At 71.2% G+C, this 22,575-nt stretch carries 22 protein-coding genes; 18 read left to right on the forward strand and 4 right to left on the reverse strand.

Going from position 1 to position 22,575, the window contains the following annotated elements:
* Positions 1-173: 173 nt before the first annotated feature.
* Positions 174-413, forward strand: a complete 240-nt coding sequence (locus AB0878_RS39815; protein WP_366586431.1) for a hypothetical protein — start codon at positions 174-176, stop codon at positions 411-413.
* Between the two features lies 1 nt (position 414).
* On the opposite strand, the gene AB0878_RS39820 is transcribed toward AB0878_RS39815, so the two are convergent.
* The 4 genes from AB0878_RS39820 to AB0878_RS39835 are packed head-to-tail and all read right to left on the reverse strand — an operon-like array spanning position 415 to position 3,473.
* A complete protein-coding gene (locus AB0878_RS39820) occupies positions 415-1,209 on the reverse strand; it encodes an IclR family transcriptional regulator (RefSeq protein ID WP_366586434.1) in 795 nt (264 codons plus the stop codon).
* Between the two features lie 21 nt (positions 1,210-1,230).
* Entirely contained in the window at positions 1,231-2,172 is a 942-nt protein-coding gene (locus AB0878_RS39825) for a PDR/VanB family oxidoreductase (RefSeq protein WP_366586437.1), read from the reverse strand.
* A 39-nt stretch (positions 2,173-2,211) separates the two neighbouring features.
* Positions 2,212-2,427 carry a hypothetical protein gene (locus AB0878_RS39830; RefSeq protein WP_366586440.1) on the reverse strand — a complete coding sequence of 72 codons (216 nt, stop codon included), beginning with the start codon at positions 2,425-2,427 and terminating at the stop codon, positions 2,212-2,214.
* Positions 2,424-3,473 (reverse strand): aromatic ring-hydroxylating dioxygenase subunit alpha, encoded by a 1,050-nt coding sequence (locus AB0878_RS39835; RefSeq protein ID WP_366586443.1) that lies wholly within the window; start codon positions 3,471-3,473, stop codon positions 2,424-2,426. Before AB0878_RS39835 ends, AB0878_RS39830 begins: the two co-directional genes overlap by 4 nt.
* A 189-nt stretch (positions 3,474-3,662) precedes the next feature.
* Between AB0878_RS39835 and AB0878_RS39840 the strand changes: the two genes are divergently transcribed.
* The 17 genes from AB0878_RS39840 (at position 3,663) to AB0878_RS39920 (ending at position 22,568) form a co-directional block, all read left to right on the forward strand.
* Positions 3,663-4,136, forward strand: coding sequence for a MarR family winged helix-turn-helix transcriptional regulator (locus AB0878_RS39840; RefSeq protein ID WP_366586446.1), 474 nt, complete (start codon positions 3,663-3,665; stop codon positions 4,134-4,136).
* A 422-nt stretch (positions 4,137-4,558) separates the two neighbouring features.
* Entirely contained in the window at positions 4,559-5,950 is a 1,392-nt protein-coding gene (locus AB0878_RS39845) for an MFS transporter (RefSeq protein WP_366586450.1), read from the forward strand.
* Between the two features lie 54 nt (positions 5,951-6,004).
* Positions 6,005-7,177 carry a Xaa-Pro peptidase family protein gene (locus AB0878_RS39850; RefSeq protein WP_366586453.1) on the forward strand — a complete coding sequence of 391 codons (1,173 nt, stop codon included), beginning with the start codon at positions 6,005-6,007 and terminating at the stop codon, positions 7,175-7,177.
* Positions 7,174-8,220, forward strand: coding sequence for an aminopeptidase P family N-terminal domain-containing protein (locus tag AB0878_RS39855; RefSeq protein ID WP_366586456.1), 1,047 nt, complete (start codon positions 7,174-7,176; stop codon positions 8,218-8,220). Before AB0878_RS39850 ends, AB0878_RS39855 begins: the two co-directional genes overlap by 4 nt.
* The gene (locus AB0878_RS39860; RefSeq protein WP_366586458.1) at positions 8,217-9,299 is read left to right on the forward strand and encodes an ornithine cyclodeaminase family protein; all 1,083 of its coding nucleotides are present in this window, start codon (positions 8,217-8,219) and stop codon (positions 9,297-9,299) included. The genes AB0878_RS39855 and AB0878_RS39860 overlap by 4 nt, the downstream gene beginning before the upstream one ends.
* 45 nt (positions 9,300-9,344) lie before the next feature.
* On the forward strand, positions 9,345-9,854 hold the full coding sequence (locus tag AB0878_RS39865) for a 3-isopropylmalate dehydratase (RefSeq protein WP_366586461.1): 510 nt from the start codon (positions 9,345-9,347) through the stop codon (positions 9,852-9,854).
* On the forward strand, positions 9,851-11,131 hold the full coding sequence (locus tag AB0878_RS39870; protein WP_366586463.1) for an aconitase/3-isopropylmalate dehydratase large subunit family protein: 1,281 nt from the start codon (positions 9,851-9,853) through the stop codon (positions 11,129-11,131). Before AB0878_RS39865 ends, AB0878_RS39870 begins: the two co-directional genes overlap by 4 nt.
* Entirely contained in the window at positions 11,128-12,384 is a 1,257-nt protein-coding gene (locus AB0878_RS39875; protein WP_366586465.1) for an aconitase family protein, read from the forward strand. The genes AB0878_RS39870 and AB0878_RS39875 overlap by 4 nt, the downstream gene beginning before the upstream one ends.
* On the forward strand, positions 12,381-12,878 hold the full coding sequence (locus AB0878_RS39880) for a 3-isopropylmalate dehydratase (protein ID WP_366586467.1): 498 nt from the start codon (positions 12,381-12,383) through the stop codon (positions 12,876-12,878). Before AB0878_RS39875 ends, AB0878_RS39880 begins: the two co-directional genes overlap by 4 nt.
* 273 nt (positions 12,879-13,151) lie before the next feature.
* Positions 13,152-14,138, forward strand: coding sequence for an ABC transporter substrate-binding protein (locus AB0878_RS39885; RefSeq protein ID WP_366586470.1), 987 nt, complete (start codon positions 13,152-13,154; stop codon positions 14,136-14,138).
* 12 nt (positions 14,139-14,150) lie between these two features.
* A complete protein-coding gene (locus AB0878_RS39890) occupies positions 14,151-14,930 on the forward strand; it encodes an ABC transporter ATP-binding protein (protein ID WP_366586473.1) in 780 nt (259 codons plus the stop codon).
* On the forward strand, positions 14,927-15,754 hold the full coding sequence (locus AB0878_RS39895; RefSeq protein WP_366586476.1) for an ABC transporter permease: 828 nt from the start codon (positions 14,927-14,929) through the stop codon (positions 15,752-15,754). The genes AB0878_RS39890 and AB0878_RS39895 overlap by 4 nt, the downstream gene beginning before the upstream one ends.
* A gap of 4 nt (positions 15,755-15,758) precedes the next feature.
* On the forward strand, positions 15,759-16,556 hold the full coding sequence (locus AB0878_RS39900) for an ABC transporter permease (protein ID WP_366586478.1): 798 nt from the start codon (positions 15,759-15,761) through the stop codon (positions 16,554-16,556).
* A gap of 25 nt (positions 16,557-16,581) precedes the next feature.
* Positions 16,582-18,645, forward strand: coding sequence for a hydantoinase/oxoprolinase family protein (locus tag AB0878_RS39905; protein ID WP_366586480.1), 2,064 nt, complete (start codon positions 16,582-16,584; stop codon positions 18,643-18,645).
* The gene (locus AB0878_RS39910) at positions 18,642-20,384 is read left to right on the forward strand and encodes a hydantoinase B/oxoprolinase family protein (RefSeq protein WP_366586483.1); all 1,743 of its coding nucleotides are present in this window, start codon (positions 18,642-18,644) and stop codon (positions 20,382-20,384) included. Before AB0878_RS39905 ends, AB0878_RS39910 begins: the two co-directional genes overlap by 4 nt.
* Complete coding sequence (locus tag AB0878_RS39915) at positions 20,368-21,729, forward strand: MmgE/PrpD family protein (RefSeq protein ID WP_366586485.1); 1,362 nt, start codon at positions 20,368-20,370, stop codon at positions 21,727-21,729. Before AB0878_RS39910 ends, AB0878_RS39915 begins: the two co-directional genes overlap by 17 nt.
* 56 nt (positions 21,730-21,785) lie before the next feature.
* Complete coding sequence (locus tag AB0878_RS39920) at positions 21,786-22,568, forward strand: PaaX family transcriptional regulator C-terminal domain-containing protein (RefSeq protein WP_366586488.1); 783 nt, start codon at positions 21,786-21,788, stop codon at positions 22,566-22,568.
* Positions 22,569-22,575 lie beyond the last annotated feature (7 nt).

The following is a 22,575-nucleotide window of genomic DNA, read 5'->3' on the forward strand; positions in this document are numbered from 1 at the left end:
GGCGAAGACGTGGTGAAAGCTGTCCCGACTGGGAGGAACCCCCCGCGTGAGGAGAGGCAGAGAAACGACCGCACCGGTGGGCGACGCCGGGCCGGCCGCGCGGTTCCGGCTGGAGCCCGAGGCGTTCACCGAGGTGCACGACCGCAGAGTCCGGTGAGGGCCACGAAAGCCGCGTGGTCTCGGCGATCACGGCCCGCGGCACGCTCGCGGCCGCGCCGGCCGAGCTCCCGCACGGCGAGCGCGATGTGCTGTTGCTGCTGGCGCTCGCGCAACTCGATTACAACGAGGTGGCCCCGGCCCCGCCCGCCACGCCGACCGTCGTCCAGTCCGGACAGCGGGTGCTGCCCGCCGCCGCGACCGTCGCCGAGCGCACGCCCGACGCGACCGGCACCTGCTGGCACGTGCCGCAGTAGGTCACGGGCGGGCGCGGCCCGCCGGGAACACCCGCGCCGGCCCGCCCGCCAGGGCCCGGCCGATGCCGCGCGCGGCCGCCATCACCAAGGGCGCCAACGCGGCCGGCTGGGCACTGCCGGCCCGGACCACAAGGGACACTGCCGCCGCGACCGTGCCGTCGGCGGTGGACACCGGGGCGCCGACCGACAGCGCGTCGACGGTGACCTGCCCGTCGCTCACGGAGTAGCCCTGTTTGCGGACGTCGGCGAGCACGCGGCGCAGCCGAGCCGGATCGCAGACGGTCTTCGCGGTGTAGCCGTGCAGGGGCCCGCCGAGCACTTCCTCCTGCACGGCCGCGGGCGCGTGGGCCAGCAGCACGAGGCCGACGCCCGTGGCGTGCAGGGCGAACCGGCCGCCGACCCGGGTCCAGACCGGCACGGCGTCGCGCCCGGCGATGCGTTCGACGAACACCACCTCCAGGCCCTCGCGCACGGCGAGCTGCACGTTCTCGTGCGTGACCTCGTACAGGTCCTCCAGGAACGGCATCGCCGCGTCACGCAGGCCGAGCCCGCGCGGCGCGAGCGACGCGACCTCCCACAGCCGCAGCCCGATGCGGTAGCGCCCCGCCGCGTCGCGTTCCAGCGCACCCCATTCGACGAGCTCGGCCGCGCGCCGGTGCGCGGTCGCGAGCGAGACACCGGACCGCCGGGCCAGCTCGCTGAGACTCAGATCCGCGGCGTCCGGGGTGAAAGCCTCGAGCAGCGCCAGCACCTTGCTGGTCACGGAGGTGCCCGTCGCTGGGGCTTGCCGGGTCATCGCCTCACGCTACCCGCGGGGTCAGAGATCCAGAACCAGTCGCGCACCGGCGCAGCGCGACACGCAGATCATCATCACGTCGCCCGCCTCGCGCTCCGGGCCGGTGAGCACGGAGTCGCGGTGGTCCGGCACCCCGTCGAGCACGCCGGTCTCGCACGTGCCGCACGTCCCCTCCTGGCAGGAGGACAACACGGGCACCCCCGACTCCTCCAGCACCTGGAGGATCGAGCGGTCCGCCGGTACCTGCACCGTCCGGCCCGACTGGGCGAGCTCGACCTCGAACGCATCGCGCGGACCGGTGTCGGGCAGCGCCGTGAACCGCTCGAGGTGCAGCAAATCGGGCGCACACCGCTGTTCGACGGCCGCCAGCAGTGGTTCCGGGCCGCAGCAGTAGACGGCCGCGCCCGGTGCCGCGGCCAGCGCCGCGTCGAGGTCGAGCAGGCCGCGTTCGTCCTGCGGCACCAGCTCCACGCGGTCGCCGTAGCGTTCGCGCAGCTCCGCCGCGAAGGCCATCGTCGCGCGGGTGCGCCCGCCGTAGAGCAGGTGCCACTCGGCCCCGGCCGCCTCGGCCGCGGCGAGCATCGGCACCAGCGGCGTGATGCCGATGCCGCCCGCCACGAACAGGTAGCGCGGCGAAGGCACCAGCGCGAAGTGGTTGCGCGGACCGCGCACGCGCAGCCGCTCGCCGCCGGTCAGGCCGTGGACGTGCGCCGAGCCGCCGCGTCCGGCCGGCTCATGCAGCACGGCCACCTGCAGCACCGACCGGTCGGCCGGATCGCCGCACAGCGAGTACTGCCGCACGAGATCCGGCCCCAGCACCAGATCCACGTGCGCGCCCGGCTCCCAGGCCGGCATCGCCGCGCCGTCCGGGTCGCGCAGGGTCAGCCGGACGACGCCGTCGGCCAGCCGTTCCGGGGCCGCCAGCACCACGTCGAGCTCCAGCTCCGTGGCCAGGACGCTCATCGTCTCCTCCTCATGAACCGGTCAGATCTCTCAGACCGCTCAGACCGCGACGGCCACGCGCTCCGGCGGGACCACCGGCACCGCCGGAGCGCCGTGCCCGACGGGGTGGGCCAGCAGCCAGTCCCACAGCTCCACCGGGTCCTCCGACTCGTGCTCGGCCCCGCAGTGGCACACGCCGACTAGCACGTCGGTGCCGAGCTTCCAGTGGATGCGCACCACGTTCTCGCCCCGCAGCATCGCCACGCGCTCGCTCACGACGACACGACCTGCGCGCTCTCGCCGGCCGCCAGCCTCTTGAGGATGCGGCGCGCGGCCAGCCCGCCCGTGTCGATGTTGACCGAAAGCTCCTGGTACCCCTCGGGTTCGGCCTCGATGACGCGTTCGAGGATGTCGAGCGCCCGCACGTCCTGCAGCACGACCGTGCGGTTGTTCTCCGCGAGGAAATCGGACACGCCGGTGTCCTCCAGAGCGAAGTCCCGTGCCACGGCCCAGAAGTCGTGGGTGCTGTGCTCGGTCTCCGGGGTGATCGCGTAGACGACCTCGACGTGGAAACCGTCGGGGTCGGTGCCGTCGGAGTTCGGCAGCACGCCGACGGGCGCGATGCGGCTGTGCAGCAGGTACAGGCACGGCGGGTGGTACTCGATGTCCTGCCAGCGCGTGATCCGGCCTTCGATGCCCGTGGACTTCGCGTAGAACGACGGGCACTCGGCGTCGGCCATGTGGCGGCTGACGTAGATGATGCCGCGGTCCTCGTCGACCTCCGTGGTGATCGGCGTGTTCGCGACCTCCGGCGTGCCGATGTAGCCGCCGTGCAGGTAGGTCTCGTGCGAGAGGTCGAGCAGGTTGTCCACGAGCAGCTCGTACCGCGCGGCCAGCGGTTCCATTCCGCTCACGCTGGTGTAGGCCGGGTCCGCGAGCCACGGCGCGCGCGGGATCGTGGACTCGTCGGCCAGCTCGCGCTCGCCGATCCACACCCACACGAACGAGTCCTGCTCCACCACCGGGTACGAGGGAACCCTTGCGGTGCGCGGAATCCGGGCCTGGCCGGGGACGAACACGCACGAACCGGCGCTGTCGTAGGTGAAGCCGTGGTAGCCGCAGACGATCTTGTCGCCGTCGAGCCGGCTCTCCGAGAGCGGGTAGCGGCGGTGCACGCAGCGGTCGGCCAGCGCGACGACGTCGCCGGATTCGGTGCGGTAGAAGACGATCGGCTCGCCGAGCACGGTCCGGGAGAACAGCTCCCGGCCCACCTCGCGGCCGTATGCGGCGACGTACCACTGGTTTCGGGCGAACGCTGCCATCGACGCCTCAGAGCTCCTTCGGTCGGGGTCGGTTTCCGAAGCTCTCACCCGCGGTGCGCCGGGGACCATCCGGGTTTTCACCCACTGAAAGACTCTCGTCGTCACGAAATCACCTCTTCCCACAGCCCGGGGGCGGACGTACAGTCGGCGGCATCGTTATTTCGGGTACCGGAACGTACGGGGACCAAAATGACCACCAACGACACCGAGACCTTCGACGAACTGGGCCCGGAAGCGGGCCTCGGCGAGGTCCTGCTGGCTCTGGGCGGGCGCTTGACCCGGCTCCAGACGGAGCTGCTCGCCGGGCTCGAGCTGCCGCTCACCATCCGGCAGTACCGGATCCTGTCGAGGGTCGGGAGCGGCCACACGTCGCTCACGGCGCTGTGCAAGCTCGCGCACCGCAACCCGTCGACGATGTCGGAAAGCGTCGACAAGATGGTGAACCAGGGCCTACTCTCGCGCCGTCCCTCGGCCACGAGCCGGCGCACGATGCAGCTCGAGCTCACCGCCAAGGGCGTCACCGCGCGGGACACCGCCCGGCGCACCCTCGACAAGTTCGCGGCCGAACTGACCGCGGGCCTCGCCCCCGAGGTGCGCGACCAGCTGCTGCCCGCGCTCTCGCAGATCTACTTCGACGTCCAGGGCAACCTGGACGACCGGTGACGGAAGAAGACCCAAGGGGGGTCAGCACCACCGCACCACACCGGATCGGAACCGTTTGACGCCAGGCCATCCGGCCTGCGCCACGGGTTTCGAACCGGACGGCTTCGAGCCGCCGGCCGACATCCCTCGGCCTCCGCACCGCCGGGCTTTCGAGCCGGGCCGCTTCGGAGTGCCGTGGTGCCGGAGTCTCGAAGCCATCGGGTGGCAACCGATCGGTTCGACACGGCCGGACGCACGCCGGTGGCCCACAAGGCCGCCGACCGGCGAACCGGACCGCCGATGGGTTGCCGGCCAACGGGTTCCACGCCGTTCGACCACCGCGTCGGGCGGCGAGGAGCCACCGGGTAGCACCAGCCGCCGTCCTACGAGCTGCTGGGTTTCACAAGCCCTGGGTTGTTCCAGCCACAAGGAGGTGGCCCCACATGCCCCCGTCCCCCGCGACCTCGTCCCACTCCCTGCTCTCCCGCCTCGACGAGTCGGCGTTCACCGCACGGCACCTGAGAATCTACGTGACCGTCCTTATCGGACATTTCCTGTGCGGGTTCGTGATCAACCTGACCGGCGTGATCCTGCCGGGTGTCATCAAGACCTTCCACCTCACCAGCGAGTCGGCCGGCGTGTTCTCCTCGGCGCTGTTCGCGGGCATGCTCGTGGGCGCGGCCGTCGCCGGCACGGTGTCCGACCGGTTCGGCCGGAAGGTGCCGCTGTCGATCACGGTGATCGTCTACGCCGTGTTCTCGCTCGCCGCGGTGTTCGCGCCCAGTTTCGGCGCCCTCGTCGCGTTCCGCGCGCTGCAAGGGATCGGGCTCGGTGCCGAGATCGCCGTGGTCCTGCCCTACATCGCCGAGTTCGTGCCCTCGCGCCACCGCGGCCCGCTCGTCACCGCCGCCACGGCGGCGTGGCTGATCGGGCTGCCGACGGCGGCCGCGGTCGGCACCGCGGTGGTGCCGGCGTTCGGCTGGCGCGCGATGTTCGTGATCGCCACCGTGCCGGTGGTCGTCGGCGTGTTCATGCTGGCGACGCTGCCGGAGTCGGTCCGCTACCTGCTGCGCCGCGATCGTCTCGCCGACGCCGCGGCCATCGTCAGCGGCCTGTGCCGGGGCGGCAACCCCACCGAAGCCCCCGCCGGCCGGCACGCGGCACCCGAGAGCGGCGGCACCGTGCGCACGCTCGTCGCCCGGCACTACCTGCGCTACACGATCGCCATCTGGTTCATGGAGGTCTGCGCCGGCGCGTTCCTCTACGGGCTCTCGAGCTGGCTTCCCTCGGTCCTGGAAGACCAGGGCGTGGACCTGCTCAAGAGCTTCGGCTACACGGCGATCATCACGGCCGCCGGCGTGGTCGGCGCGATCCTCGCCGGGCAGCTGATCAACCGGATCGGCCGCCGCGTGGTGCTCGGCGGGGCGTTCGTCCTCAGTGGAGTGTTCTGCCTCGCCTGGGGCACCACGTCGGCGACCGGCGCGGTGATCGTGCTCGGCTCGCTGGCCACGTTCTTCGGCAGCGGCCTGGCCGGCAGCACGCTCTTCGCCTACGCCAGCGAGCTCTACCCCACGGCCAGCCGCGCGACCGGGCTCGGCTGGGCGGCGGCGTGGCAGAAGGTCGGCGGCCTCATCATGCCCGTGCTCGTCGGGTTCATCCTGGCGGCACACGCTTCGCAGTTCCTGTTCTTCCTGGTCTTCGGGATCATCTCGATCCTCGCCGGGATCGCCGCGCTCGTGGCGACCTTCGAGACCCGCGGCCGCACCGTCGAGCAGATCACGAGCGAGATCACCGGCGAAGGGGCGCCCGCCGCCCTGGCCCCGGCGCGCTCCTGACTGCCCGAGTCACCACCGGAAACCGACCCCACCACAACCATAGTGGAGGTACCCATGACGATCGACCACGCCCCGGCACCCGCCGGAGCGGGCCTGTCCCCCGAGGACCTCGCGGAGCTGCAGCTGCGGCACCGCAAGATCCGCGACGCGATGGCCGAGCAGGGCCTGGACGTCGTGCTCGCCTACGGCCCCGCCTGGCGGCGGGAGAACATCCGCTACTTCACCGACGTGACCCCGGCCGGCAGCGCCGCGCTCGTGGTGTTCCCCGCCGAAGGTGACGCGGTGGCGTTCTCGACCCGGCCTTCGGACCTCGCGGCCTTCACCGCGCAGGGCTGGGTCGGCGAGGCCCGGCGACTGGACCCGGCGAACCCGGCCGAGCTGGGCGTGGTCCTCAAGGAGCTGGCGCCGCGGCGCATCGGCATCGCCCACCACGAGCTCGTGCCGCTCGTGCTCATGGAGACGATCCGCGCCGCGGCGCCGGGCGCCGAAGTCGGGTCGGCCACGAAGCTGCTCGACACCGCGCGGCTGGTGAAGAGCGAGTGGGAGCTGGCGCGGATGCGCCGCAGCGCCGTCGTGTGCGCGGCCGGCTGGGAAGCGTTCGTGGACGTGCTCGAACCGGGGCTGCCGGAGTACCGGATCGTCGCGGAGGTCGAGGCGCGGCTGAAGAACCTCGGTGCCGAGGACAACTTCATGCTCATCGCGTCGGGCCGCGACGAGGTGCGCGGCATGACCCCACCGGGCGACCGGCTGCTCGAAGCCGGCGACATGGTGCGGACCGAGCTCACGCCCAAGATGGACGGGTACTGGCTGCAGATCTGCCGCTCCGCCGTGGTGGGCAAGGCCGACGACGGGCAGCGCAAGTCGTTCGACCTGTTCAACGAGGCCGTCGAGGCCGGCATCTCCGTGGTGCGCCCCGGCATCACCGCCCACGAGGTGGCGATGGCCGAGAACGACGTGTTCCGCAAGTACGGCTACGGCGAGTACTGCAGCAGCAACTACACCCGTGTGCGCGGCCACGGCCACGGCCTGCACCTCGACGAGACGCCGATCATCGAGGGCAACCACACCGTGCTGCCCGAGAACTCCGTGTTCATCATCCACCCCAACACCTACACGCCGCTGGCCGGCTACCACGTGCTCGGCGACCCCGTGCGCGTGACCGCCGACGGCTGTGAAGTGCTGATCACGACCGAACGGAAGCTGTTCGAGACAGGAGACGTGGCGTGAAACGAGGTCTGCACGTACTCGACCCCGCGGAAACCCCCGACCAGGAGTGGGGCGACCGCGTCGCCGCGCTGCAGAAGGCCATGGCGGCCCAGGGCATCGACGTCGCGTTCGTCTACGCCGACGTGTCGCGCTCCGACGACCTCGCCTACCTGACCAACCTGTGCCTGTACTGGAACGAAGGTGTGCTGGCGATCCCCGCCGAGGGACCCGTCACGTTCCTCACCAAGCTCTCGCTGCGGGTGCAGAACTGGATGAAGGCCTCGTCGAAGGTCACGGAGTTCAGCGGCGGCAAGAACTTCGCCGACCTCGTCGCGAAGTACCTGCTGGGCAAGAAGAACGGCACGATCGGCCTGGTCGACGCCGCGCTGTGGCCCGCCGACGTGGCCGACGAGATCGTGGCCGCGGTGCCCGGCTGGCAGGTCGAGCGCCTCGGCGGCCTGGTGCGCGAGCAGCGCCTGATCCCGTCGGCGGCCGAGACCGAGCTGCTGCGCGCGGCCGGCCGGATCCTCGACGACGCCGCGGCCAAGGCCACGGTGGAGGGCAGCACCGCCGGCAGCCGCGTCGAGACCGTGGAACGCGCCCTGCGCGGCGGCGGTTTCCTCGACCTGTACCCGAGCTCGCTGTCCACTTCGGACGGCGTGACGTCCTTCGGCGTCACCGGGCAGTACCGGATGAACTGGGTGTACTCGAGCCGCGTCCTCGGTGACGGCGCCGGCTGGCCGGGTGCGCTGAAGGACGCTCTGACCGCGGCCATCGCCTCGGCCAAGGCCGGCGCGAGGATCGGCTCGCTCGCCGAGGCCGCCGCACCCGCGCTGGCGAAGCTGCCGGAGGGCGCCAAGGCCGAGGTCCGCTGGGTCAACCAGGCCGACCTGTCCACCAGCGGCGAGTTCCGCGCCCAGGACCCGGCCGCCGTACTGGCCGAAGGCGAAGCGGGCGCGGTGTCCGTGGAAGTCGCCTTCGCCGACGGCGGCAACGCGGCCGTGGCCGAGACCGTCCGCGTCACCGCGGGCGAACCAGAACACCTGACAGGAGCACAACGGTGAGGATCCTTTCCAACGGCGACATCGAGCAGGTGCTCACCGCCGGCGAGACGCTCGACGCGCTGGAGACGGCGTACAAGGAGCTCAACTCCGGCCAGGGCGCCAACCGGCCGCGCAACCACACGTACTTCCCGGTCGAGGACAGCCGTCACCCCGGCTTCCGCTTCCGGTTCAAGTCGCAGGAGGGCGGCAACGTCTCCAGCGGCGTGTGGGCGCTGCGGATCACGTCCGACATCGCGGGCGTCGAGACGCTGCCCTCCGGGGTGCAGCGGCGCCGGCTCATCCCGGCCGCGCCCGGTGGCCGCTACGTCGGGCTCGTCACGCTCTACAGCCTGACCACGCTCGAACCGCTCGCCATCATGCACGACAGCTTCATCCAGAAGATGCGCGTCGGCGCCACCTCGGCGCTCGGCATCCGCGAACTGTCCAACCCGGACGCGACGGTCGCCGGGATGTTCGGCTCGGGCTGGCAGGCTGAGGCGCACCTGGAGTGCCTGCTCATGGTGCGGCCGAACATCGAAGAGGTCCGCGTGTACAGCCCCACGCCCGAGCACCGCGAACACTTCGCGAAGGTGTGGAGCGAGAAGACCGGGCGCAAGATCGTGGCCGTGGACGAGCGGCGCGACGCGGTGGCCGGCTGCCAGATCGTCACCTGCGCCACCGCGGCCATGGAAGCCTGCTTCGACGGCGCCTGGCTCGACCCCGGCACGCACGTCACGGCCATCACCTCGCCCGACGGCACCGCCACCCGGCGCGAGCTGGACGACACGACGTTCGACCGCGCCGCGCCGCACATCACCGTGCTCTCGCGCGAACAGGTGCACCACGACAAGCAGTACGACATCCTCGGCCCGGTCACCCGCGGCCTGATGGAGTGGGACGCCATCCACGAGCTCGGCGACCTGCTGCTGGGCGAGGCGCCGGGCCGCACGAGCCCCGAGGACATCACGGTGTTCGCGAACAACACCGGCATGGGCGTGCAGTTCGCGGCCGTCTGCGCGCGGGCGCTGGCGCTGGCCGAGAAGCGCGAGCTCGGGCACACGGTGCCGACCGACTGGTTCCTGGAAGAGACGAGCCCGTGACCGGAAACCGCCGCACACCAACGGATCCACGAGCGGAGACTTCCCATGGGCAGTGATTTTCGTGTCGGAGGCCAGGTCATCACCTTCGGCGAGAACGTGAACACCGACGTCATCATCCCCGGCCGTTACCTCGTGAGCATCGACCCGGCGGAGCTCGCCGAGCACGCTTTCGAGCCGCTGGGGCCGGAGACGCAGGCGCGGCTGCGGGCGAGCGACGTCGTGGTCGCCGGCCGCAACTTCGGCTGCGGCAGCGCGCGGGAGCAGGCCGCCACGTGCCTGATCGGCGCCGGGATCAAGGCGGTCGTCGCCGCCTCCTTCTCCCGCGTCTTCTTCCGCAACGCCATCAACACCGGGCTCGTCGCGGTCGAGTCGCCCGCCGCGGCCGAGGCCGCCACCGACGGTGGCGAGATGTGGGTCGACTACGACGCGGGCACGGTCGAGGTGGACGGGCAGACCTTCCCGTTCAGCCCGTACCCGCAGGTGCTGCGGGAGATCATGGCCGACGGCGGCCTGATCCCGCACCTGATGGCGAGCTTCGCGGGAGGAAAGCAGTGACCGCCAAGACCTTCGCGCAGAAGGCGATCGAACGCGCTTCCGGGGTCGCCGACCTCGTGCCCGGCCAGATCGTCGACGCGTTCCCCGACCTGTACATGAGCCACACCGCGAGCTGGCGGTGCATCCGGACGCTCGAGAAGATGGGCGTCGAACAGCTCTACGACGTGAACCGCGTCGCCATGGTGATGGATCACCTGTCCCCCGCCATGAACGCCAAAACGGCCGCGGACCACGCCCTGTGCCGCGAGTTCGCGCAGAAGATGGGCGTGAAGAACTTCTTCGACGTCAACAGCGGCATCGCGCACATCGTGCTCATGGAGCACGGGCTCGTGCGGCCCGGCCAGTTCATCATCGGCACCGACTCGCACTCGACGATCTACGGCGCGCTGGGCGCGTTCGGCACCGGGGTCGGGTTCAGCGAGATCACCGCCGCGTGGGTCACCGGCAAGCTGTGGGTCAAGGTGCCCGAGTCGGTGCGGATCGTGATCGACGGCGACCTCGCGCCAGGCGTCTACGCCAAGGACATCATGCTCAAGCTCATCGGCGACCTCGGTGCCGACGGGCTGACCTACGAGTCGGTGGAGTTCTCCGGCTCCTACGTCGAGGGCATGTCCGTGTCCGAGCGCATGACGTTCTGCAACCTGGCCATGGAGATGGGCGCCAAGAACGCCTTCGTGGCCCCGGACGACACCACGCTCGCCTACCTCGACGAGGCCGGCGTGCCGCGTGACGAGCTCGACATCCTGCTGCCGGACGAGGACGCGACCTACCGCGCCACCGTGCGGCTCGACGGGCCGACGCTCGCCCCGCAGATCGCGGTGCCACACACGGTCGACAACGTGGTGGGCGTCGGCGACGTCGCCGGCACGAAGCTCGACCAGGTCTTCATCGGCTCTTGCGCCAACGCCAAGTACGACGACCTCGTGATCGCGGCCGACGTGCTCGCCGGCCACCGCGTGGCCCCCGGCCTGCGGCTCATCGTCACGCCCGCGTCGGCGAAGATCATGGCGCAGGCATCGGACAGCGGCGTGCTCACGAAGCTGATCCAGGCCGGCGCGATGATCACCAACCCCGGCTGCGGCGCGTGCGCGGGCAACGGCGGCGCGATGGCCGACGGCGAGACCACGCTGTCGACCGCCAACCGCAACTTCCAGGGCCGCATGGGCAGCTACGACTCGAAGATCTTCCTGTCGAGCCCGGCCACGGCCGCGGCGTCGGCGATCCGCGGCGTCATCACCGACCCGCGCGAGATCGTTGCGACGGCGGTGGTCGCGTGAACCTCGTCGAGAAGATCCTCGCCCGCGCCAGCGGCCGCGAGTCCGTGGCGCCCGGCGAGATCGTCGTGGCCAAAGTGGACCGCCTGATCATGCACGACCTGTCGGGGTACCTCACCTCGCAGGTGTACGAGAAGCGCGTGAACGTGCCCATCCCCGACCCGGAGCGGGCCGTGATGGTGTTCGACCACCACTTCGCGCCGCCGACCGAGCAGCAGGCGGACGTGCTGCAGCACAACCGCCGGTGGGCCCGCAAGCACGGCCTCAAGCTGTACGACTGCGGCAACGGCAACCTGCACCACGCCGTGGTCCGCAACGGGCACATCAAGCCCGGCATGATCGTGGTCGGGTCCGACAGCCACACGCCGGTGCACGGCACCATGGGCGCCCTGGCTGTGGCGCTCGGCAACGACTCGCACGCCGGAACCGTGCTGCCGTACGGCAAAGCGTGGTTCAAGGTGCCGGAGACGACCCGCATCCACCTCGAAGGCACGCCGAAGCCCGGCGTCACCCCGCGCGACATCGCGCTGTGGCTGGTCGGGCGCATCGGCGAGGGCGAGCTGAACTACCGGGCCGTGGAGTTCGGCGGCCCGTACGTGCGCGGACTGTCCTTCTGGGACCGTTGGCTGTTCCCGCTGCTGTGCGTGGACCTCGGCGCCAAGTGCAGCTTCGTCGAGCCGGACGAGATCACCGAGGCGTTCGTGCGCACGCTGCCCGGCGGCGACGCCGGCCTGCTCGTGCACGGCGACGGTGAGGAAGCCGCGCAGGTGCTGCGCTTCGACGTCGGCGAGGTCGAGCCCACGGTCGCGTGCCCGCCGACCGTCGGCAACGTCAAGCCCGTTGCCGAGGTCGCCGGCACGCCGGTGCAGTACGCGGAGCTGGGCGGCCACGGCGGCGGCCGGCTCGAGGACTTCCGCGCGGCGGCCGAGGTCCTGGCCGGGCACAAGGTGCACCCGGACACGCGGTTCCACCTCGTGCCGTCCAGCCGCGAGGTGTTCGCGGAGGCCGCGCGCGAAGGGCTTGTGCTCGCGTTGCACGAGGCCGGTGCCACGTGGTTCCCGCCCAGCACGGGCTCGAACCAGGCCTACAACATGGGCGCGATGGCGTCCGACGAGACGATGATCTCCACCCACGCCCGCAACTTCCCCGGCCGCAACGGCAGCCCGGACGCGTCGATGTACCTGGCGTCTTCGGAAACCGTTGCCGCGTCGGCCGTCGCGGGGGTCATCGCGAGCCGTGCAGGAGGGAAAGCGTGAAGTTCGAGGGCCGCTGCTGGCGGTTCGGGGACCACATCCCGACCGACCGGCTCGTGAAGACCCAGTACGTGTTCGAGCCGATGGAGATCCTCGTGCAGCACGTGCTCGAAGACCTCAACCCGGAGTTCCCGAAGCAGGTGCAGCCCGGTGACATCGTGTTCGCCGGCAAGCACTTCGGGCAGTCCTCGGGCCGCGCCATCGCGACGAAAGCGTTGCAGGCCACGGGAATCGGGTGTGTGGTCGCGGAGACGTTCGCCCGGACGTTCTACCGCAACTGCTTCGAGGTCGGCCTGCCGGCGCTCGAAGTCGGGCTGAACCCCGACTTCGCCGCCGACGGCGACCGCGTGCGCGTGGACCTCGCCACCGGCGAGTTCACCAACCTCACCACGCAGACGACGATCCGCGGTGCCGCGGCCGACCCGTTCCTCGTCGACATGCTCGAGGCGGGTGGGCTGATCAGCCTCGCGAAGAACCGGCCGGAGGTGTTCCGCTAGGACGGACGTGCACGGTGAAACCCCCTGGCGGACAAGGACTTCGCGTCCGCCGGGGGTTTCGTCGTGCCCGCGGCGCGGACCGGAAACCCGCGGAAATCGATGTTTCTCAGCTTCTTGACGCGCGTCGAGATCGAGAGTCACACTGACCGGAGCACAAAGAGGTGCACCTCCCGATGCTTCTCATGGTCGACACCTCGCCCGATTCCAGACCGGGGCGGAAAAAGCTCCCCCGCGTCCCCGGTCTCCCCTCTGGACACAATCGAGGTCTCCCCCGTGCCATGGAAAACTCTCCGCCGGACCCGGCTCGCGTTACCGGCTCTCGCTCTCGCCCTCGTCGCCACCGCGTGCGGCTCGGGTGGTGGTGGCGCCTCGGGCGGCGACACGATCACCCTCGGCCTGCCGGTGCAGGCCACCACGCTCGCGCCGGTCTACCTGGCCGACGACCTGAACCTCTGGAAGCAGCACGGTCTCACCGTCAAACCCGTCACGTTCAAGGGTGACGCCGAGCTCGCCAAGGCCGTGCTGTCCGGCGACGTCGACGTCGCGGTCGGTTCGCTCACCGGGCCGCTCACGGCCGAGGAAGCCGGCCAGGACGTGAAGGTCATCTACGGCGGTTTCGACATGACGGCGTTCGCCTGGTACGCCGTGCCCGAGATCCACACCGTGGCCCAGGGCAAGGGAAAGAACTGGGGTGTGACGACCATCGGCTCGTCCACCGACCTGCTCACGCGCTTCGCCGCGGCGAAGGCCGGCCTGGACCCCAACAAGGACATCAAGGTCGTGCAGGGCGGCGCCTCGGCGGCGCGCCTGGCGGCCATGAAGGCGGGCCAGCTGCAGGCCAACATCTTCACCGAGCCGCAGACGGTCTACGCGCAGAAAGAGGGCTACAACAAGATCCTCGACCTCAAGGATCTCGTCGACAGTTACCCGATGCACGTCACCTGGAGCAAGCCGGGCTTCGTCAACGACAACCCCGACCGCGCCAAGAAGTTCGTCGACACCCTGTCGCAGGCCATGAAGATGACCAAGGACCAGCCCGACGACGCGGTGAAGTCGATCGCGAAGAACCTCAAGATCAGCACCGACGACGCGAAGGCCAGCATGGCCGAGTGGATCGACCAGCTCTACCCCGACGGCCGCATGCCCTCGGCGAAGGCGATGGACGACTTCTGGCAGATGGGCCTGCAGGGCAAGGTGTTCGCGAAACGCCTTCCCGACTCGCAGTGGCTCGACACCCGCTTCCTGCCCAAGACCAGCTGAGCGGAGCACGAGATGGCAGACATCACCTTCGACCAGCTGCAGATCTCCTACGCCGGCAAGGGCGAGCCGTTCGTGGCGGTGAACGGGTTCGAGGCGCACGTACGCGACGGCGAGTTCGTGACGATCGTCGGCGCCAGCGGCTGCGGCAAGAGCAGCGTGCTGCTGGCCGCCGACGGCCTGCTGAAGCCGTCGGGCGGGCAGATCCGCATCGGCGAGAAGATCGTGACCAAACCCGGCCCCGACCGCGGGGTCGTGTTCCAGGACGCGTCGCTGATGCCGTGGCGAACGATCCTCGCGAACGTCGCGTTCGGACTCGAGATGCAGGGTGTCGACAAGGCGACGCGGCTGGACCGGGCGCGGCACTTCATCGAGCTGGTCGGCCTGGGCGGGCGTGAAGAGGCCCACCCGCACCAGCTCTCGGGCGGCATGCGCCAGCGCGTCGGCATCGCCCGCGCGCTGGCCACCGACCCCGAGGTGCTGCTGATGGACGAGCCGTTCGGCGCGCTGGACGCGCAGACGCGCGAGCTGATGGCCACCGAGCTGCTGCGGATCTGGGACCTGGACCGGAAAACGGTGCTGTTCGTGACCCACGGCATCGACGAGGCGGTGTTCCTCGCCGACCGCGTGCTCGTGATGGGCGGCAGCCCGAGCCGTGTGGTCGAGGTGATGGAGATCGACCTGCCGCGCCCGCGGGACGCCGCGGTGCGGGCGAGCGAGGCGTTCGGCAAGTACCGCACGCATCTGGCCGAGCTGCTCTTCGGCGCGCAGGCCGGGGCGGCGGTGCCGTCATGACGCAGGGCTTGCGGACGCGGCCGCCGCGCCCGGTGGCCGCGGCGCCGCCGAGCCGCGCGGTGGGCCTGCGCTGGCTGCCGCCGGTGCGGGCGCGGTTCGTGCTCGGCAGCGTCGTCGTGGTGCTCGCGCTGTGGCAACTGGCCGCCTCGACCGGCCTGGTCGACGTGCAGTTCACCAGCACCCCGGTCGCGATCGTCCGAGCCGGCGGCGACCTCCTGAGCTCGGGTGAGCTGTGGGACAACGCGCAGACGACGCTCGTCGAGTTCTTCACGGGCTTCCTGCTCGCCGTCGTGGTCGGCGTGCCGGTGGGCATGCTGATGGGCTGGAAGCTGCGGATCCGCCAGACGCTGGAACCGGCGCTGATCGCGCTCTACGTGACGCCGTCGCTCGCGTTGCTGCCGCTCGTGGTTCTCGCGCTGGGCATCGGCGAGGCGTCGAAGATCGCGATGGTGTTCATCGAGGCCGTGATCACGATCGCGGTGAACGCGATGGCCGGCATCCGCGAGACGGACCCGAAGCTCGTGCAGGCCGCGCGGGCGTTCTGCGCCGGTGGCGGTGCGATGTTCGGCAAGATCCTGTTCCCCAGCGCGCTGCCGACGATCATGGCCGGCCTGCGCCTGGGCGCCGGGCGCGGCGTGATCGCGGTGATCGTGGCCGAGCTCTACGGCGGCACGGACGGTGTGGGCCAGCTGATCTCCACCTACGGCCAGAACTTCGACGTCGCCCCGCTGCTGTTCCTGACGCTCGTGGTCGGGATCTTCGGGTACGTAGTGACCGCGCTGCTGCGCGTGCTCGGCACGGCCGCCACGGCTTGGGAGAGGTGACCCGATGACCACCACTGTCAGTCCCCGGAAGCGGCGGGTGCCGGAGAAGGCCATGCCGATCGTGCTCGGCGGCGGGTTCCTCGTGCTGGTCGCGATCCTGTGGCAGATCGCCGCGTGGGCCGGCCTCGTGAACCCGTTCCTCACGTCCTCCCCCGTGCTCATCGCGGGCTCGCTCGGCGACCAGATCGGCTCGGGCCTGCTGCTGCACAGCCTCGGCACGAGCGCGCTGGAGCTGGTGATCGGCTTCGGGATGGCCGCGATCGTCGGTGTCGCGGTGGGGCTGCTGATGGGCCGCTACCGCTACGTCGACTACGTGGTCGAGCCGTACGTGTGGCTCCTGTACTCCGCCCCGATCGTGGCCCTGTTCCCGTTGCTGGTGCTGATGTTCGGCCTCGGCAGCCCGTCGGTCGTGGCCATCACGTTCCTGATGTCGGTGATCCCCGTGATCGTCAACTCCGCCCAGGGCGTGCGCAACGTCGACCCGAAGCTGATCCGCACCGCCGTGTCGTTCGGCGCGGGCGAGACGGCCTTGCTGCGCAAGGTGATCCTGCCCGCGTCGGTGCCGACGGTGATGGCCGGGCTGCGCCTGGGCGTGGGCCGCGGGCTCGTCGGCGTGGTCGTGGGCGAGTTCTTCGCGGGCGACGGCGGGATCGGCTACAACATCAGCTTCTTCGCCGGCCACCTCGGCACCACGGAGGTGCTCGCGTCGGTGTTCGTCGTGATCGTGGCCGGTGTCCTGCTCAACGTGGGCGCCCGCAAGCTCGAATCCCTCGCCGACTCCTGGCGCACCGAACTCCCCTGACCGCTTTCGCAGAAAGAGGTACCCCGTGAAGCAGATCGCCGCCGACATCGGCGGGACGTTCACCGACCTGACCGCCGTGGACGAGCACGGCGTCTTCAGCACCGCCAAGACCCTCACCACCCCGCACGACCACGCGGAGGGCGTGCTCGACGGCCTCGACAAGCTCGGCGCGCACCTGCCCGACACCGAGCTGTTCCTGCACGGCTCCACCATCGCGATCAACACCGTCCTGCAGCGTGCCGGCGCCGCGACCGCGCTGATCACCACCGAGGGGTTCCGCGACGTCTACGAGATCGGACGCGGCAACCGGTCCGAGCCGTACAACCTGTTCTTCGGCAAGCCCGACCCGCTGGTGCCGCGCCGGCTGCGCCGGGAGGTGCGCGAGCGCGTGCTCGTGGACGGCAGCGTGCGCACGCCGTTGGATGTCACGGCCGCGCGCGAGCTGATCACCGAGCTGAAGTCGTCGGGCGTCCAGTCCGTCGCGGTCTGCCTGCTGCACGCGTACGCCAACCCGGAGCACGAGCTCGAGCTGGGCCGGTTGTTCACCGAGCTGTGGCCCGAGGCGTACGTGACGCTGTCACACCAGATCATGCGCGAGTACCGCGAGTACGAGCGCACGTCGACCGCGGTGCTCAACTCCTACGTCGGCCCGGTCGTGTCGCGCTACCTCGACTCGCTGACCACACGCCTGGAGGCCCGGGGCTTCCGCGGCCGGCTGCTCATCATGCAGTCCAACGGCGGCATCATGTCCGTCGAGACCGCGCGGCAGAGCCCGGTGCGCATGATGGAGTCGGGTCCGGTCGCGGGTGTCATCGGCGCATCGGCGCTGGCCGCCGGGCTCGACCTGCCGCGGCTGATCTCGTTCGACATGGGCGGCACCACGGCCAAGACCAGCCTGGTGAAGGACGGGCAGGTCGACATCAGCCCGGGCTACTTCATCGGCGGCTACGCGACCGGGCACCCGATGGCGCTGCCCGTGGTCAACATCGTCGAGGTCGGCGCGGGCGGCGGCAGCATCGCGTGGGTCGACCCGGCGGGCGCGCTCAAGGTCGGCCCGGTCAGCGCCGGCGCGGCGCCCGGCCCGGCGTGTTACGGCCGCGGCGGCGACCGCCCGACGGTGACCGACGCCAACCTCGTGCTCGGCCGGCTCGGCGCGAGCCGGTTCCTCGGCGGCGAGATGCCGCTGGACCGCGCGGCCGCCGAAGCCGCGATCATGACGCACGTGGCCGAGCCGCTGGGCCTCGACCTGCTGGCCGCCGCGCGCGGGATCGTGACGATCGCCGACGCGCAGATGTCGCTGGCCGTGCGCGCGGTTTCGGTGGAGAAGGGCGAGGACCCGCGCACCTTCGCGCTCGTGGCGACCGGCGGTGCCGGACCGCTGCACGCCGTGTCGATCGCGCGGGAGCTCACCATCGGCACTGTGGTCGTCCCGGTCCTGCCCGGGCAGTTCTCGGCCAAGGGCATGCTCTACTCCGAGGTGCGCCACGACCTCACCCGTACGCACCTGGCCAAGTTCGAGTCGTCCACAGTGGAGCAGTACGCGATCACGCTCAAGGCGCTGGGCGCCGAGGCGTGGGCGCGGCTGCGGGCCGACGTCGGCGAGCCGGCGACCGCGCCCGTGTTGCAGCACTTCCTCGAGCTGCGTTACCAGGGCCAGGAGTTCACGATCCCCGTTCCGGTGCCCGAAGAGGGACTGTCCACTTCGAACCACGCGGCCGTACGCGCGCTGTACGACGAGATGCACAACCGCCTCTACGGCCACCACGCGTCGGACGAGACGGTGGAGGCCGTCGGTGTCCGCACGGTGATCTCGCTGCCGCTCGAAACGACCGCGGGCACCGCGGCCGAGGTCGAGACCGCGTCGGGCGACCCGGAACCGGTCGAGCATAGGCCCGTGGTGCTGCACGGCGGCGGCCCGGAACCCGTGTCCTGTCCCGTCTACGACCGTGAGGCGCTGCGGCCCGGCCACCGGATCACCGGTCCCGCCGTGGTGCAGGAAGCCACGTCCTCGGTCGTCTTCTATTCCGGCGACGTGCTGACCGTCGCCGCCGACCTGTCACTCGTCGTCTCCGTGGGGAGCCCCGCATGACCATCGACCCCGTCACGCTCGAAGTGGTGCGCTGCGCGCTCGTGGCGTACTCCGACGAGATGGCCACCGCGCTGCGCCGCGCCGCCTACAACCCGATGATCTTCGAGGTCCAGGACTACTGCGTGGGCCTCGTCGACACCGCCGGCGAGCTGATCGCCCAGAACCTCGGCGGCCTGCCGATCTTCCTGGCCGACCTCGGCGTCTCCGTGGCCGACGGCATCGAGCGCCACGGCCTCGAGGGCTTCGAGCCCGGCGACGCGCTGGTGATGAACTACCCGTACGTCGCGGGCCAGCACCTCAACAACGTCGTGGTCTACACGCCGATCTTCGTCGACGGCAAGGTGGTGGCGTTCCCCGCGGTGCGCGCCCACTGGGTCGACATCGGCGGCTCGCGCATCGGCTTCGGCTCCACCGCCACCACCGACATCTACTCCGAGGGCCTGCAGCTGCGCTCGATCAAGGTGATGAAGGCCGGCGAGTGGGACGCCGACGTGATGCAGATCCTCAAGGACAACATCCGCATCCCGGAGTCGTCGCTGGGCGACCTGCGCGCGGCCATCGCGGCCTGCCGGCTGGGCGAGCGCCGCATCGCGGAGCTGTGCGAGCGCTACGGCCTCGACACGGTGATGGCGTGCATCACCGAGATGCGTGACCAGTCGGAACGCCTGTCGCGCCACGCGGTCGCGCAGATGGCCGACGGCGAGTACACCGCCTCGGCGTGGATGGACAACGACGGGCAGGACCTCGACAAGCGCATCACGCTCGACCTCAAGGTGATCGTGAAGGGCGAAGAGCTCACGATCGACTTCTCCGACATCAACGAGCAGGTCAAGGGCCCGCTCAACTCGGGCAAGTCGGGCGGCGTCGCGGCGGCGCGGGTGGCGTTCAAGATGCTGACGCTGCCGACGCACCCGGTCGACGAGGGATCCTTCCGCAACCTGCACGTGGTGCTGCCGGAAGGGAAACTGCTCAACGCGAAGTCGCCGGCCGCGCTGGGCCAGTGGAGCATCTCGCTGCCCACGGTGGTCGACACGATCATCCGGGCGCTGGCCGACGCGCTGCCCGACCAGGTGCCGGCCGCGCACAAGGGCGACATGTCCGGGTTCACCTTCCACGGCATCGACGAGAAGACCGGCTCGCGGTTCGTGTGCCTCAACATCAACGGCGGCGGCTGGGGCGGGCGTCCGGTCGGCGACGGGCCGAGCGCGTGCGTGTCGGTGTGCCAGGGCGACGTGCGCAACATCCCCATCGAGATCCAGGAAGCGCGCTACCCCTTGGTGTTCACGCGCCACGAGCTGCGGGCCGACAGCGGCGGCGCGGGCCGGCACCGCGGCGGGCTGGGCCTGGAGATCGACGTGGAGCCGCAGCAGGCGATGTTCACCAACATCGCCAACGAGCGCACGACCTGCCCGCCGTGGGGCCTGCGCGGCGGCCAGGCGGGCGCGGTGAACGACACGATCGTCACGCAGCCGGGCGGGCAGCCGGAGCACGTGAAGAAGCACACCGGGCTGGCGTTGCAGAAGGGCTCGAAGGTCACCTTCCGCACCGCGGGCGGCGGGGGCTGGGGTTCGCCGGCGGAGCGGCCGGCCGCGGACGTGGCCGAGGACGTGCGCGACGGCTTCGTGACGGCCGAGGCCGCGCGTGAGCTGTACGGCGTCGCGCTCACAGCCGACGGGCGGGTGGACGAGCCGGCGACCGGCCGGCTCCGGGCCACGCAGGCAGATGTCGCTCGTCGGTGAGCTCGCCGCGCGGGCGCACTCGGTCGGTTCCCGGCCGGTGCCGCCCGCGGTCCGGGTCGCCGCCCGGGCCCACCTGACCGACGCCATCGGTGCCCTGATCGCCGGCCACACCACGCTGGCCGGCTCCGTGGCCGGGCTCGCGCGCACCCTGTCCGCGGAGTACGGCGCCGCGCGGCGGACCGCGTTCCTCGGCGGGGTGTACGCGCACGGCTGGGAAGCGGGCGACATCCACCGAGGTTCGGTGCTGTGCCCGGGTTGTGTGGTGTTGCCGGCGACGCTGGCGGTGGTGCCCTCGACCGCGTCGGCCGAGGATTACGAGCGCGCGTTCCTGGCCGGCTACGAGGTCGCGCTGGCCGCGGCGGCCGCGATCGGGGGCGAGGCGCTGATCCGGAACGGGTGGTGGCCGACGGCGCTGCTGGCCCCGCTCGGCGGTGCGGCCGCGGCTTCGGTGCTCCTCGACCGGCCGCTCGCCGTCACCGCGTCGGCGATCGCGCTGGCCGCGCAGCACGCGGGCGGATCGATCGCGGGCGCGACGGACCGGGCCGACGGCAAGTACCTGCTGGCCGGGTTCGCGGCGGAACGCGCGGTGACGGCGTTCCTCGCGGCCGACTCCGGCTGGACGGGCCCGCTCGACATCCTCGACGACCCGCGTTCGCCGCTGCGTCGTTCGGAAGCCGCGGTGCCGGAGCCGTTCCTGCTGCCGGAGACGAGCCTGAAGCCCCACGCGGGGGCGAAACACCTGCAGGGCGCGATCGACGCGGTGCTGTCGTTGCGTCCCGCGGGCGGCTGGGCGCCCTCGTCGGTGCGGCGGCTGAGGTGCCTGTTGCCGGCGCAGCTGGCCGGGATCGTCGACCGGCCGCCGCCGTTCGGCTCGGCGCTGAGTGCGTTGGGCAGTGCCCAGTTCGTGCTGGCCGTGTCGGCGCTGCGGGGGCACTGCACGCCGTGGGACTTCGAGGACGGTGCGCTGCGCGACGAGGCCGTGCTGGAGCTGGCGCGGGTCGTCGAGGTCGGGTCGGCGGACGATCTGACGGCCGCGTATCCCGCCAAGTGGGGCGCGCGGGTGGAGATCACCACCGCGTCGGGGGCCGTCTCGGCGGATCGGCTCGACGCGCGGGGTGACCCGGGGAACCCGTTGCCGGACAACGAGATCGTCGGCAAGTTCACCACGCTGGCCTCGCGGGAGCTGGGTCCGGTGCGGGCGCGCGAGGTCGCGGAGTCCTTGCTGGGCCCGGATCCCTCGACGGTGTCGGTGCTGCGCGAGCACGTGCTGCCGTTGCTCGGGGGTACGTTCGTCAGGTCACCGGAGAACGCCGCGGCGGGCGTGAGAACAGGGGGTTCGTCCTGACCACCGACCGACCCGCACCCGACCTGAGCCGCGCACCGACGCCGCAGACGGTGCTGATGACGATGCTCGGCCGCTACTTCCTCGAGGAGAACCCCGAGATCGCGACCGCCGGGTACATCGACGTGCTCGCGCGGATCGGCGTGTCCGCGCACGCCACGCGGCTCACCGTGTCGCGGATGGCCGAGCGCGGCCTGCTGGAGCGTTCCCGGCAGGGCCGCGCGGCGTACTTCCGCGCGTCGGAGGTCGGGCTGCGGGTCGTGCGCGTGCAGCAGCAGCGGACGTTCCACGACACGGGTGAGGAGCCGCAACCGCCCGGTGCGTGGACGGTCCTGTGTTTCTCGCTGCCGGAGTCGCACCGCAAGGAACGCCACCTCCTGCGGCGCAGCCTGGCGTGGGAGAGCTTCGGCCTGCTGCGCGACGGCGTGTGGCTCGCGCCGGGCGAGCGCGACGTGTCGGCGATCCTCGCGCAGCTGCCCGGCGCGGGCGTCGACCAGCACGTGGAGGTGTTCACGGCGTACCCGAGGTTCGACGACGTGCAGGGGATGATCTCCCGCACGTGGCACCTGGACGAGCTGGCCGCGCGCTACGACCGGTTCCTGCGGTCGTGGGACGTGCCCGATCCCGTGCCCGAGGCGCTCGACGACCTGGGCCGCGACCTGATCCTGGCGTCGGCCTGGCGCCAGCTGCTGCGCGAGACCCCGCGCCTGCCCGCCGAGCACCTGCCGGGCGACTGGCCGGCCGCGCGCTGCCACGAACTGTTCCGCACCCTGCACGAGAGCTACCGCCCCGATGCCGACCGCCTCTTCGCCGGCATCCTCGCCGAACACCGGATGAGCTGAGGAGAAT

It is taken from the genome of Amycolatopsis sp. NPDC047767 (assembly GCF_040704195.1).
Lineage (GTDB): Bacteria > Actinomycetota > Actinomycetes > Mycobacteriales > Pseudonocardiaceae > Amycolatopsis.